We start from the raw sequence: 13,483 nt of genomic DNA on the forward strand, positions 1-13,483 counted from the left end.
ATCAGGCAATTACTCAGACCCGACAGTCTGACTTGCATTGTTAACACTATAGGAATGGCTTACAGCAACACTGCTGGCCAGCATAATCGACACGGAACAATATTTATCCGCAGATAAATCAACTGCCCGTGCAACTTGTTTCTCGCTAAGATCATGGCCGGAAACCACAAAATGCAGGTGAATTTTGGTGAATACCCGTGGCACGTCCTCAGCACGCTCTGCGCTTAGCTCAACCTCACAGCCAAGCACGTGCTGACGCGCTTTCCTTAAAATGCTGACCACATCTACAGACGAACAGGCACCGGCCGACATCAGCACCATTTCCATTGGGCTTGGCGCGCTGCTATCAGAACCATTTGCATCAAATACCACGGCATGACCGCTGGCTGAGCGACCAATAAAACTCAGGTTATCAACCCAACTGACTTTTGCTTGCATATCCGGCTCCGGCATGAAATTTCAGGCTGGATATTCTACGGAAATATAGGGCGGGTAGCCAGCATTAATCCTGATGCGAAGCTGCTAATCCATAAACCTGGCGATGGCACTGTCAAACAGGTTTTTGATTAACAATGCAATTTCGTTTATCAGTTCAGCTTGCTCTCGGGTGGCTTTTTTTTCCAGAACGCTGCTCAGTACTTCCTGAAAATCATACATAATGCCGTCAACTTCACGAATGATCATGCTGCGATGGTTTATTTCCAACTCGGTATGCTGCGTACATAAGGTGATAATTTGTTCGGCAATTCGCTCTTCCAGCACAACGCCTATGGTTTTACCATTGGCCAGCACGGTTCCCTCTTCGGTAAACAGCACCAAGTGCTCCGTCAAAAACTGAATGAGATGCTCGTAGCCAGGTTGATCAGTCACCATACGAATGGGTTACCTGAATTGATTGCGGTTAAAAACATTACAATAGCGTAATTTAAGCAAAATGTCGGCAAGAAAACAAATCGGGGCCGCAGCCCCGATTTTATGGCTTAAAAGCTCAGACCTGGTGACAATTGTTCAGGCATGGACACCTGATCTAATTCTACTGAAGCAACCGGGTAAGCACAGTAATCTGCCGCATAATATGCACTGGCGCGATGATTACCACTCCCCCCAATACCACCAAAAGGTGCTGCTGAGCTGGCACCAGTGATGGGCCGGTTCCAGTTAACAATTCCGGCTCTGATCCGCCGGTAAAAGTGCTGATACAGCTCCTGACTGTCACTGAGTAAACCGGCAGACAAACCGAAACTGGTGTTATTGGCGGCATCAATAGCGGTATCGAAGTCAGTAAAGCGGAACACTTTTAGCAGTGGCCCGAAATGCTCTTCATCGGGAAAGTTTTTGACATTGCTACATTCAATAATACCGGGCGACACTAACCCCGTATCGCTCTGCAAATGTTGCAGCTCAACCAGAACTTCACCACCTAACTCAATCAGGTGTTGCTGGGCAGCACGCATACCTTTGGCAGCAGCTACCGAAATCATCGCGCCAATAAATGGCTGAGGGTCTGCGTCATACAGGCCGGTTTTAATATTGCGGGTTACTTCAATTAAGCGGGTCAGAATAGCATCACCCTGTGCATTCGCCGGTAAAAACAGTTTGCGGGCGCAAGTACAACGCTGGCCAGCTGAAATAAAGGCTGACTGCACAATATCATGCACTACGGCATCAACATCGCTGACATCCTGCACGATTAGCGGGTTGTTCCCGCCCATTTCCAGTGCCAGAATTTTCTCCGGCCGCCCAGCAAATTGCTGGTGCAAATAATGACCGGTGCGAGAGCTGCCGGTAAAAAACAACCCATCAATACCTTCATGGCTGGCAATTGCCTTACCGGTATCAACTTCACCTTGCAATAAATTAAGCACCCCGGCTGGCAAGCCAGCTTTTTCCCACAATTTTACGGCATGCTCGGCTACCATTGGCGTCAATTCTGACGGCTTAAATACCACGGTATTGCCTGCTAACAACGCGGGCACAATATGGCCATTAGGTAAGTGCCCCGGGAAGTTGTAAGGACCAAATACCGCGACTACCCCATGAGGCTTATGCCGGACAAAAGCCCGGCCCTGCGGCATAGGGTTCTCTTTAGTACCGGTACGTTCTTCGTGCGCACGGACTGAGATATCCACCTTGCCAATCATTGCTGCCACTTCAGTACGGCTTTCCCACAGCGCCTTCCCGGTATCTCTGGCAATGCACAAAGCCAGTTCTTCTTTATTGGCAGCCAGTTGTTCAGCAAATCGCTTTACAACTTCTACCCGGCTGTCAAAACTAAGATCGCCCCAGCTGTACTGAGCGGCGCGGGCAGCACTAATGGCGGCATCGACTTGCTCTGCAGTGGCGGCTTCACCCTGCCAGACCTGCTGGTTTTTGGCCGGGTCAAGCGATGAAAACGACTTGCCCTCACCTGCCAACCATTGGCCATTGATAAATTGTGCTGCGTGGCTCATGTTATACCCCTGCTTATATTCTGGTTAATCTGATGTGCTCACCGGCCGTTACGCCCAAAGCGTCGGCGCAGTCCTGCGGCAATACAACCTGATCGCTATGCTCCGTTACCGTAAGCGGCAGCCAGGTTGCGCGAAAGTGTTCTAAGTTGGTATTGCAGATTAAATAAGGCTGACTATCTGGACCCGGCGTACCAATCTGCACCTGTAGTTTGCGACTATACCGAATTGAGCGAATATGCTCTACTCTCGCTTCCACAGTCGGGCCTGCATCAAAAATGTCGACATAACCGCGGTTTGAAAAACCTTCAGATTGCAACAACGACAGCGCTGGCCGGGTTTTATCATGCACTTTGCCTATTACCTGCTGCGCCTCTTTGCTTAACAGGCTGACATATATCGGATATTTTGGCATTAATTCAGCAATAAACACTTTCTGGCCAATACCAGTCAGGTAATCTGCTGTAGGGAAGTCAACCGAGAAAAAATGCTCCTGCAACCACCGCCAGAAAGGCGAATGACCATTCTGATCAGACACACCACGCATTTCAGCAATAACCCGGTCAGCAAAGCGTTCGGCAAATTCAGCCATAAATAAAAAACGAGCTTTAGATAACAAGCGGCCATTATTTTTTTCACGGCGGTTTTCCCGCAAAAATAAGGTGCATAGTTCACTGACGCCGGTGTAGTCGTTACACAGTGTCAGAATATCAACCGTTTTATAAACACCTAGCGACCGTGAGCTATGCACCACCTTGCCCAGATGATAATGATAAAACGCATCGTCCAGGCCAACCGCGGCTTCCAGTGCGCTGGTACCACAAACATCACCCGTGTTGGTGTCTTCCAGCACAAATAAATAGCCTTCATCACCAGGGCTGCTAACCTTTTTTTGTAACGACTGCTCTGAACGGCTGATTTTGCGCATCAGCAGCTCATCATTGACCGGCAGCGAGGTAAAACCATGCCCCGACTCAACGGCCATCTGATAGAGCGCCGGGTAATCATCCGCTCGGATTGGGCGAATCACCATCATCGTCGCTTACTCCATTTTTGCTTTATAACCTGACGGGACACACTATTGTGTCCCGCGGTGCTTCATTTCGATGCGGTCTTTATGCCGCTTTAATAAATATACTATGATCGGTCTGACCGTTGTTACGCTGTTACAACCTGCTTAACGGCCGCAGCAAAGCGCTTCATCCCTTCGCGAATGTCCTGCTCAGTAATCACCAGCGAGGGTGCAAACCGGATAACATCCGGGCCAGCAACCAAAGCCATTAGCCCTTGATCAGCTGCAGCAAGGAAAAAATCACGTGCTCTGCCACGGTATTTTTCATTTAACACTACGCCAAGCAGCATACCCTGGCCACGCACTTCAGTGCATATCTGATACTGATTATTAATCTCGTGCAGACACTCACGGAAGATTTGCTCGTTGCGCAGCACTTCTGCCAGAATTTGCGGGGTATTAATGGTATCAATAACGGCTTCTGCAACGGCACACGCCAGCGGATTACCGCCATAAGTGCTGCCGTGGGTGCCTACTTTTAAATGGCTGGCAATAGCAGTAGTAGTTAGCATGGCGCCAATCGGAAAACCTCCACCTAACGATTTAGCCGTAGTTAAAATATCCGGGGTAACACCATAATTCATGTAGGCATACAATTTACCAGTACGCCCTACCCCGGTTTGCACTTCATCAAATACCAGCAGGGCATTGTGCTGATCACATAAATCACGTAGCCCTTGCAAGAATTCAGGCTTAGCCGGAATAATGCCACCTTCGCCCTGAATTGGCTCAACGACAATGGCACAGGTGTTGTCAGAGATCAGCGCTTTAACACTGTCCAGGTTGTTAAACTCGGCATGCGTTACTGCACCAGGCTTTGGACCAAATCCATCAGAATAAGATGCCTGACCACCCACGGTTACGGTAAAAAAGGTGCGTCCATGAAAACTTTTACCAAAAGAAATAATTTGTTGTTTTTGCTCACCAAACTTATCGAGCGCCCAACGACGGGCCAGTTTGAACGCGGCTTCATTGGCTTCTGCCCCTGAATTAGCAAAATACACTTTATCTGCAAAAGTGGCATCAACCAGTTTTTTGGCCAGACGCAGTGCGGGCTCATTCGTCAGCACGTTGCTTAAATGCCACAGTTTATCGGCTTGTTGTTTTATAGCCCCGACAAGTGCCGGATGGCAGTGACCCAGGCTACTGACGGCAATACCACCAGCAAAATCAATATACTCGCGATCGTCCTGGTCCCACACCCGTGAGCCCTGGCCGCGTACCGGGATGACACTTGCCGGAGCGTAGTTAGGTACCATCACTTCATCAAATAAGGCCCGGTTTACTGCAATGTCTGTTGTCATGTTACATTCCTCTATATTGAGCGGGTGGGTTTGCGGCGCTGAATTACCCAGCCACTACCAATTATTATCCGGCCATTATTGCAGGTTTTAGGGCGGTTGTCTTGTTGGTGAAAATCGCTAAAGCCAGAAAAATCAAGGGGTACAGATAGATTTGCAACTGAACTGAATAACTAATCAAAGCGAATTAAGCTCGTCAGAATAAGTCAGGACCTACGGCCAAGCTGAAGCTGGCCGGATGTTGCTTCGCCAACAGCATTTCTGGTTTGCATGAATATGGTCAAAAAAAATGTTTATAAATCGATGTTTAAACGCTTCAGATCGGTTTTTGCCAGGGTGTTAAGTTGCTCGTCTGTCAACTTGACGGCGGAAAACCAGGCTGCCGCATCTTGCTCATTGGCTTTGCCAGCCGCCTTTAACTGCTGCCACTGCACATATACCTGCGCCTGCTGCACCAGACGGCCCAACGGACTAATACCATTAAAACCGACGCCTTCAGCAAGCTGATCTAAGGTCTGACACAACGGCAAGTGTTGCAGCGACCAGCGGGAAATAATGTCAGCACTGAGAATATCAGCAAACTCCAGTAAACTATTACTTAAGAAGCTGGCATCAGGTTCCAGTCCATCCAGCGCATCGGTCAACTCGTTATTGCGCTCGTCTCTGGCTTTTAGCAGCTCTTCTTGCTTGGTTTGCTGATAGGTTCGCAGATAATTACGGGTTACGACAATATGCCCCAGTGGGTGAAACAAGCCAATACAAAACGCCGCATACGGCAGCTCGGCGCTGTCTTCAGCCAGCCTGCGGGCAGCGATAGCGCATGCCAGGGTATAATCCCACAGCCGGGTTTTAAACCCAACAAAAGGATCGGTGGCGTGTGGTAAACAACGACGCATGCCATAGACCGGTATAATCAGTTGCAGACTTTCTACCCCAAGAAAACGTAATGCCGTTCTGACGTCTTTGATCATTGAACCTGAGGCTGTGCGATTACGGTATTGCGGTTGATTAACCAGTTTAAGCAAATCTTCCGTTAACCAGTCCACCTGGCTTATTAACGGGTCCAGCTGATTGATGGTAACCGCTTTGTGGGCCAGTATATCAAGCACCTGATGATAACTTTCACCCAAGTCAAAGATCGATGCGCTCACCAGCGATATGTTGCCCAGTCGTTGAAAAAGTTGATCAGCAACCTGGTCATGCATATGGGCCTGAGCAAATTCAATAAACTGTTGCCTGGCTTGCTGCCCGGCCAAACGTTGTTGCATCGCTTGTGCATCGACCGCTAGCAATTTACGGGTGGTGGGCAAACCCGTTTTTACTTGATACTGCAGTCGGGCAACTTCAGGGTTAACCCCGATAAAGTCGTCCCAGAATTGCTGATTCAATGGCTCGGTCTGTTTGCTCATTTGCTATTAACCTAACTATCACAGGCAGCAGCACCAGGCTGCTGGAGAAAATTATTCAGCATCGCTTTGCCTTCATCGCTTAAAATAGCTTCAGGATGAAACTGCACCCCATGTAACGCCATGTGCTTATGCATTAAGCCCATTATCTCGGCTGGCTCACCTGGCGCATTAGTCCATGCCGTGGTCACCAAGTCCGCTGGCAAGCTGTTCGCTGCAACCAGCAGAGAATGGTAGCGGGTTACCGCTAATGGGCTGGGCAATCCGGCAAAAACTGACTGTCCCTGATGATAGATCTCAGAGTTTTTACCATGCATGACTTTTGTCGCCCGACACACCTTACCACCAAAAACCTGGGCAATCGCCTGATGACCAAGACACACGCCCAGTAATGGTACCTTGCCGGCAAAATATTCAATAGCAGCCAGACTCACTCCAGCGTCATCGGGCGTACCCGGGCCGGGCGAAATAACCAGGTAATCCGGCGCCAGCGCAGCCATCTGGGCCACACTAATCTCGTCATTACGTTTCACCAGCACCTGTTGACCAAGTTCAGCAAAATACTGCACCAGATTCCAGGTAAACGAGTCGTAATTGTCGATCATTAACAACATGCCTGACTCCGCTAATCCAGCTGCATTATGGTATCAGAATGAACTGCGTTATCAGGGAGCAACGAAACCTACTGCATCGTTTACTTTGGCCAGGGTTACTGCAGCACGGCTACGGGCTTTTTCTGCACCGGCACGCATAACATTTTGCAGGGTCGGTAGATCTGCACGAAGCTGTGTAAAGTCTTTTTGCACCGGCTCCAGCAAGTTGATTACTGCATCGGCAACATCGCCTTTCAGGTGGCCATACATTTTGCCTTCGTATTCCGTCTCCAGGGTAGCGACCGCTTTACCGGTCACGCCACTTAGAATACTTAACAAATTAGCGACGCCCGGTTTGGTCTCAATATCAAACCGAACCCGTGGCGGATCTTCAGAATCAGTCATGGCTTTTTTAAATTTCTTACTGATCATTTTCGGATCTTCCAGCAAGCCAACAAAATTCCAGGGGTTCTCATCCGATTTCGACATTTTTTTGCTCGGATCCTGCAAACTCATTACCCGGGCAGCTACCGGCGGAATATAGGGCTCAGGCACGGTAAACACAGGGCCATGGCTTGCATTAAAGCGCGTCGCGACATCGCGGGCCAATTCCAAATGTTGCTTCTGATCATGACCCACCGGAATTTGATTAGCCTGATACAGCAGAATGTCGGCGGCCATTAATACCGGGTAAGTAAATAAACCAGCATTTACGTTGTTATTGTGGCGCTCTGACTTATCTTTAAACTGAGTCATCCGGCCAAGCTCGCCAAACTGGGTATAGCAGTTTAACACCCAGGCTAACTGGCTATGCTCAGGTACATGCGATTGCATAAAAACAGCTGAACGTGCCGGGTCGATACCACAAGCCAGATAAAGCGCCAGACTGTCCAGTGACGCGCTGCGCAGTGCTACCGGATCCTGACGCACCGTGATGGCATGTAAATCGACGATACAATACAGACAGTCATAGTCATCCTGCATTTGATCCCACTGCCGCAGTGCGCCCAAATAGTTACCAATGGTGAGTTGTCCTGAAGGTTGAGCGCCACTTAATACTATTGGTTTACTACTCATGATGGGTTCACTGTCCTTAACCGGTTAAAACATACAAAAAGAGCGACATTATAGCCGCAAGAGACCACTTCCCGCAGTAAATTATTTGCTGCGCACTGCGGCCAGGGTCTGGCGCATGGTGTTTATCGTCTGCTGGTAATCCGCAGTGTTAAAAATGGCCGAACCGGCGACAAACATATCAGCCCCTGCTTTGGCGATGTCACCAATATTATCCAGCGTAACACCGCCGTCCACTTCTAAACGGATGGGTAAACCACTAGCGTCAATCATTTTGCGAACCTGAGACAGTTTATCCAGTGTGCCAGGAATAAATTTCTGGCCACCAAAGCCCGGGTTTACCGACATTAGTAAAATGACATCCAGCTTATCAATTACATAGTCCAGGTAACTCAATGGTGTCGCCGGATTAAACACTAAACCTGCCTGACAACCATAGCTTTTTATAAGTTGCAAGGTGCGATCGATATGGCGGGATGCTTCCGGATGAAACGTAATAATGCTGGCACCCGCTTCAGCAAATTGTGGGATCAGGCTATCTACCGGTTCTACCATCAAATGCACATCGATGGGCGCTGTTATGCCGTAATTTCGTAACGATTTACAGACCATCGGGCCTATTGTCAGGTTTGGCACATAATGGTTATCCATCACATCAAAGTGCACCACATCGGCACCGGCGGTTAACACATTATCAACCTCAGCACCAAGCCTGGCAAAATCAGCAGATAAAATAGAGGGGGCAATTAAATACGGCAACATTAGACAGCTCCATAAATTTCAAAGGGAGACTTTACTGAATTAACCGGCAAAAAGCACGTGCTGTAAGTTGCACAAAAAGCAAGCAGTTGCGCACCAGCAAAGCGCATTAGCTTTTTAACGAAAAAAGAAAAACGACTTAAATAACTGTATTTATACAATATTTTTATTTGGCATGCTTATTGGAATGAATTAATCAGGGAATAAACATAAGGGCAATACCAATGAAAATGACAACGACACTTTCCAGCTTAGTTACCGCCAGTTTATTATTAGGCCTGGCCAGCACCAGTACGCAGAGCCACGCCGTTGAACTGAGTGGTGATATCACCTTTACCTCTGATTATGCCTTTCGTGGTATTTCACAAACAGACGAAGCGCCAGCAATCCAGGGCGGCTTAACCCTTAGTGACGAATCTGGTTTCTACGTATCGGTATGGGGTTCCAGCGTTGATTTTGGTGGTCAGGGAACACTTGAGTTTGATGTGATGCTCGGCTGGAGCGGTGCGTTAAACGATGACTGGACCGCAGATGTCGGCGTAATGCGGTATGGCTACCCCAATACAGAATTTGCCGGTTCTAATTTTTATGAGCTTTATGGCTCGCTGTCCTATCAGGATTTTACCTTTGGTCTTGCTTATAGCGATGATTACTATGCCAATGCCGGAACCTACTTTTACTTGTATGGCGGTTATAGTTATGCACTTACCGATAATCTGGCACTGGATTTACATGTGGGACACAACGAATACGACGACAGTGTAGCAAGTTATCTGGACTGGAGTATTGGTTTAAGTACAGAGGTGTTAGGCGCGGGGTTAAGCCTCGCCTATGTTGATACGGACATTGATGACTGCAATCTGTGTGATAGCCGGGTTATTTTCACCGTTTCTAAAGGCTTCTGAGTGTAGTTAGTAAAAAAGTTGCTCGGGGCCACCTGAGCAACTGATCTGTTCAGATACGTCCGCGTACAGTAAATAAGCAACTTGTAACCCCTATGCAGATCCATTACACTCTGCAGTTAGTGATTAAAGCGTTAACTGGATTTAACATGAAAATTACCATTAGCAGTAAAGCGTTAGCGATTGGAACAGCGTTGATACTTGCCATTGCCGCCATTAGCTATGCGAAAATAAGCCCTTTGTGCCAGGATGGTACCAGTGCAACAGCAACTGAACTATGCCATAACGTTCAACAGAATTGGCTAAGCTGGATTAAAGGCGACAGTCGTTCTACCCAATTTCACTTTGTAGACTTTCTTGAACTACTAAACAGATTGACGCCTGCCAGTAGTAAATCGAACTAATGACCGCAAGCAATACCAGCATATGGCAGGTAATTAAAGCCGTGCTGGGTGCATTTGCAGGTGTGCAGTCAGAGAAACAACGCCAGCTGGATTTTCAAACGAAAAGCATTGTACCTTACATTATAGCGGGCATTATCGCCGCACTGCTATTTGTTGCAGCTTTGCTACTGACGGTATCACTGGTACTGGCGTAGCGTCATATAGTGCAAATAATTCTGCCACCTTCCCCCTGCCAGCGCCATTCTGACTAATCGACCGACCGACCTTTAAACTATGAAGTGCTGCTTGCTGATAAATTTTCCGGGTCCAGGTCGTATCGTGGTTGCTGATCAGAACACTGTGGCCTTTTTGCTGCGCCTGCTCTGCCAGATTGGCCAGTTGTGCCTGATCATCAAGATTAAAACCCTGGCGGGCGTAACTGGTAAAGCTGGCCGTCTTACTCAGAGGGACATATGGTGGGTCACAATATACGACTGAGCCAGGCGTCAGAGTGGCAAACACCTGTTGGTAGCTACTGCAACTGAATCGGGCTTTTTGTGCTTTTTCAGCAAAATAATACAACTCTGCCTCTGGAAAATATGGCTTTTTATAACTGCCAAACGGCACGTTAAATTTTCCTGACAAGTTATACCGGCATAAACCATTGTAACCATGCCGGTTCAGGTATAGAAATAAAATTGCCCGTTGATACGGATCAACGCTTTCGTTAAATTGTCGCCGCATGCCAAGATAGCTATCACGAAGATTTGCACTGGCACAAAACAGGCTGCGGGCATCAGCGACGAAAGCGTCTGCTTTATGCTGAACAATTTGATACAGCTGGATCAGGTCTGCATTGATATCATTGAGCAAATAACGTGGATAATCGGTATTCAAAAACACGGAGCCGGCACCGACAAATGGCTCGACCAGCTCTGGCCCCTTAGGCAAATGTTTAACCAGTTCAGGTACCAAGCTATATTTGCCACCGGCCCACTTGAGAAAAGCCCGGTTACGCTTTACATTCACCATGTTATTCCTGCACTTCTGACTCAGCACGCAATCGAGCCAACGCCTTAATTTCTTGCTGTACCTGACCAACTGGCTTTATAAACGGGCCTGCCGCGCGCAAAGGTTCTGCCAACAATGTTCTTGCCTGGCGGGCGCTACTCACATCTGAATAATGCCCCTCAGCCAACAATACCCACTGTAGTTGTCCTTGCCAGCTGCGCTGATACAGCACGATGTCTGTGTCAGGGTAGGTGCGGATAAAACGTGCCAACGCTTCTTCAGAAGACAATACGGCTAGCTGCAATACTCTGAACTCTGCCGGCAATGCCAGCAATTGCAGCTCTTGATAGCGAAAATCGATTGCGGCCGCAGCAACACTGCTGCTGTCAATCGCACTAGCAATAGTCGAGTCGGGAACGGGCTCATTGGTTACGTCGACTTCCGCTTCGTTGGCAACATCATTTGAAACAGGTATGTCGCTTGTTTCAGGTTCTGCGGGTTTAGTCATTACCTCTGGCTGAGCATTTAAAACTTCAGGGGCAGAGTTAAGCTCACGGCTTGCTGGCGTGGCAGAGCTGTCTTCAAGCTCAGGGCTGCCTGCCGACTCATCAATGATGCTTTTGGTCGGCTCAGAGCTAGCTGTCAGCTCAGGGCTGCTTATCGGCTCAGGGCTAGCTGTCAGCTCAAGGCTGCTTATCGGCTCAGGGTTGCTTATCCGCTCAGGGCTGTTTGCTGCAGAACTGTCTTGCAGTATTTCTCGCCTGGTCATGGGGTCTGCTACTGCTTGTTCTTTGGTTTCTGGTTGTAACCAACTAATTAACCCGGTGAGCAACAGTACAACTATCACCGCAGGCAGCAACCAGAACACCACAGAATGGGGCTTTCGTTCTTCAGCTTTAATCACCTCGGAGTGCAAAAGGTGCATGTTACCAGCGCTGCTTGCGAATCGTTCAGCAATGGCCAGTGGGTCAAGGGGTTGGTCTTTAAGTACCTGACTTGCATCTTGCAGCGTTGGAATATTAATACTTAAATTCAGTGCCATCTCGACTGAGGGTTCAGCAATCAGAAAAAAACCGAGGCAATCAAGCTGCAATAATTTTTGTTGGCTTTGAACAGTCAGCTGGTCAAAATTATCAACGATTAATAATAAAGGTTGCGCACCTGCTACCGGTTCAGCCATCAAGTCAGATAAGGAGACTGTTGCAGTTTGCCGACCAAACCAGTGTTGCTGCAGTAACGCCTCTATTTCAGTTGGCGCTAGCGGCCCGGTTAACAGAGCAACGTTAGCCTGATCTGAGAAAAGCTCAGCCAGAGCTAAGCTAATTGTCGATTTACCGCTGCCTTTGGTCCCTACCAGACCAATATTCTGGAAGTCATTAAACGCCAGTTGAAACAATAATCGGTTTAGTAGTTCATGTTGTGATGGCAGCAAATGATTCAGCTCAGCCAGTTTTTGCTGTAATACCGAGGTATCCATTACCCAAAAACCTGCACTAATTCAGCTTCAGTCACATCAGCGACCAGTCTGGCTTGGCCCAGAGCAGGCAACAGCACAAAACGCATTTGACCGTTTTTTACTTTTTTGTCTGTTTTCATATAAGGTAGAAAATCGGCAATCTGCATCGAGTCAGGCACAGCTACCGGTAAGCTGAAACATTGCAATGCTCTGCTAACAAGAGCCACATCATGCTGGCTCAGCCAGCCACGATGCGCCGACAATGTTGCTGCCATCATCATACCCACGGCAACTGCTTCGCCATGCAACCAGTTGCCATAGCCCATAAAGGCTTCAATAGCATGGCCAAAGGTATGTCCAAGATTTAGCAAAGCACGCTCGCCTTGTTCGGTTTCATCCCGGCTAACAATATCCGCTTTCATCTGACAACAATGTTTAATCATCTGGGCCAGAATATCGGGTTGCTGCTGCAGGATCTGCTCACTATGCTGCAATAGCCAGTCTAAAAACCTGTTGTCACCCAGCAAGGCATACTTAACGACTTCTGCCATACCAGCCGCAAATTCGCGCTGAGGCAACGTCTTCAGAGTTTCAGTACTGATAATAACTTGCTCAGGCTGCTTAAAAGCACCAATCATATTCTTGCCAAGAGGATGATTTACTGCTGTTTTCCCACCAACTGAAGAGTCGACCTGAGACAATAAACTTGTGGGTATTTGCAGAAAACGAACGCCCCGCTGATAACTCGCGGCAACAAAACCAGTAAGATCACCAATAACACCGCCACCCAGTGCAACCAGTAACACGTCTCTGGAGACGCCTTGTTGCAGCAAAAATGATAAAATCTTTTCAAAAGACGCCAGACTTTTAAAAGCTTCACCATCTTCAATCAGGATGTGCACAGGGGAATGACTAAACAGGGCATTAACTTTTGCTAAATATAGCGGCGCCACGGTAGGATTTGAAACGATGACGACTTGCCGGGTATCGGCCAGCGAAGCGACAAGAGAACTAAAGCCGGTATTGATATCTATCGGGTAGCTGCGCTGACCAAGTTGGACTTCAACTTTTTGCATTTG

Annotated in this window: 15 protein-coding genes; 3 read left to right on the top strand and 12 right to left on the bottom strand. The window is 48.1% G+C overall.

Annotation, left to right across the window (positions count from 1 at the left end):
- Nucleotides 1-9: 9 nt before the first annotated feature.
- The 9 genes from B2X65_RS13625 to rpe form a co-directional block, all read right to left on the bottom strand.
- Complete coding sequence (locus tag B2X65_RS13625) at nt 10-438, bottom strand: OsmC family protein (protein ID WP_290613408.1); 429 nt, start codon at nt 436-438, stop codon at nt 10-12.
- Nucleotides 439-522: 84 nt separating this feature from the next.
- Nucleotides 523-873 carry a DUF3802 family protein gene (locus B2X65_RS13630; protein WP_290613410.1) on the bottom strand — a complete coding sequence of 117 codons (351 nt, stop codon included), beginning with the start codon at nt 871-873 and terminating at the stop codon, nt 523-525.
- 107 nt (nt 874-980) lie between these two features.
- The gene (astD, locus tag B2X65_RS13635) at nt 981-2,450 is read right to left on the bottom strand and encodes a succinylglutamate-semialdehyde dehydrogenase (protein WP_290613412.1); all 1,470 of its coding nucleotides are present in this window, start codon (nt 2,448-2,450) and stop codon (nt 981-983) included.
- 13 nt (nt 2,451-2,463) lie between these two features.
- Nucleotides 2,464-3,483 carry an arginine N-succinyltransferase gene (astA, locus tag B2X65_RS13640; protein ID WP_290613414.1) on the bottom strand — a complete coding sequence of 340 codons (1,020 nt, stop codon included), beginning with the start codon at nt 3,481-3,483 and terminating at the stop codon, nt 2,464-2,466.
- 122 nt (nt 3,484-3,605) lie between these two features.
- Nucleotides 3,606-4,823: an aspartate aminotransferase family protein gene (locus B2X65_RS13645; RefSeq protein ID WP_290613416.1), complete on the bottom strand. Its 1,218-nt coding sequence runs from the start codon at nt 4,821-4,823 to the stop codon at nt 3,606-3,608.
- A gap of 290 nt (nt 4,824-5,113) precedes the next feature.
- A complete protein-coding gene (locus tag B2X65_RS13650) occupies nt 5,114-6,229 on the bottom strand; it encodes an HDOD domain-containing protein (RefSeq protein ID WP_290613418.1) in 1,116 nt (371 codons plus the stop codon).
- An 11-nt stretch (nt 6,230-6,240) separates the two neighbouring features.
- Complete coding sequence (locus tag B2X65_RS13655; protein ID WP_290613420.1) at nt 6,241-6,840, bottom strand: anthranilate synthase component II; 600 nt, start codon at nt 6,838-6,840, stop codon at nt 6,241-6,243.
- A gap of 51 nt (nt 6,841-6,891) precedes the next feature.
- The gene (gene trpS / locus B2X65_RS13660; RefSeq protein ID WP_290613422.1) at nt 6,892-7,896 is read right to left on the bottom strand and encodes a tryptophan--tRNA ligase; all 1,005 of its coding nucleotides are present in this window, start codon (nt 7,894-7,896) and stop codon (nt 6,892-6,894) included.
- A gap of 81 nt (nt 7,897-7,977) precedes the next feature.
- Nucleotides 7,978-8,655 (bottom strand): ribulose-phosphate 3-epimerase, encoded by a 678-nt coding sequence (rpe, locus tag B2X65_RS13665; RefSeq protein WP_290613424.1) that lies wholly within the window; start codon nt 8,653-8,655, stop codon nt 7,978-7,980.
- 221 nt (nt 8,656-8,876) lie between these two features.
- Here rpe and B2X65_RS13670 point away from each other — a divergent pair, with 221 nt between their 5' ends.
- The 3 genes from B2X65_RS13670 (at nt 8,877) to B2X65_RS17860 (ending at nt 10,152) form a co-directional block, all read left to right on the top strand.
- Nucleotides 8,877-9,557, top strand: a complete 681-nt coding sequence (locus B2X65_RS13670) for a TorF family putative porin (protein WP_290613426.1) — start codon at nt 8,877-8,879, stop codon at nt 9,555-9,557.
- A gap of 146 nt (nt 9,558-9,703) precedes the next feature.
- Nucleotides 9,704-9,958 carry a hypothetical protein gene (locus tag B2X65_RS13675; RefSeq protein WP_290613428.1) on the top strand — a complete coding sequence of 85 codons (255 nt, stop codon included), beginning with the start codon at nt 9,704-9,706 and terminating at the stop codon, nt 9,956-9,958.
- On the top strand, nt 9,958-10,152 hold the full coding sequence (locus tag B2X65_RS17860; protein ID WP_414631421.1) for a DUF2970 domain-containing protein: 195 nt from the start codon (nt 9,958-9,960) through the stop codon (nt 10,150-10,152). Before B2X65_RS13675 ends, B2X65_RS17860 begins: the two co-directional genes overlap by 1 nt.
- Here B2X65_RS17860 and B2X65_RS13680 read toward each other — a convergent pair.
- Genes B2X65_RS13680 through aroB form a run of 3 tightly spaced genes read right to left on the bottom strand, consistent with a single transcriptional unit; the run spans nt 10,091 to nt 13,480 of the window.
- On the bottom strand, nt 10,091-10,969 hold the full coding sequence (locus B2X65_RS13680) for a Dam family site-specific DNA-(adenine-N6)-methyltransferase (protein ID WP_290613430.1): 879 nt from the start codon (nt 10,967-10,969) through the stop codon (nt 10,091-10,093). The two genes, B2X65_RS17860 and B2X65_RS13680, sit on opposite strands and share 62 nt — an antisense overlap.
- A gap of 1 nt (nt 10,970) precedes the next feature.
- Entirely contained in the window at nt 10,971-12,425 is a 1,455-nt protein-coding gene (locus tag B2X65_RS13685) for an SPOR domain-containing protein (protein WP_290613432.1), read from the bottom strand.
- Entirely contained in the window at nt 12,425-13,480 is a 1,056-nt protein-coding gene (gene aroB, locus B2X65_RS13690; RefSeq protein WP_290613434.1) for a 3-dehydroquinate synthase, read from the bottom strand. Before aroB ends, B2X65_RS13685 begins: the two co-directional genes overlap by 1 nt.
- Nucleotides 13,481-13,483 lie beyond the last annotated feature (3 nt).

Source organism: Arsukibacterium sp. UBA3155, assembly GCA_002364615.1.
GTDB lineage: Bacteria > Pseudomonadota > Gammaproteobacteria > Enterobacterales > Alteromonadaceae > Alishewanella.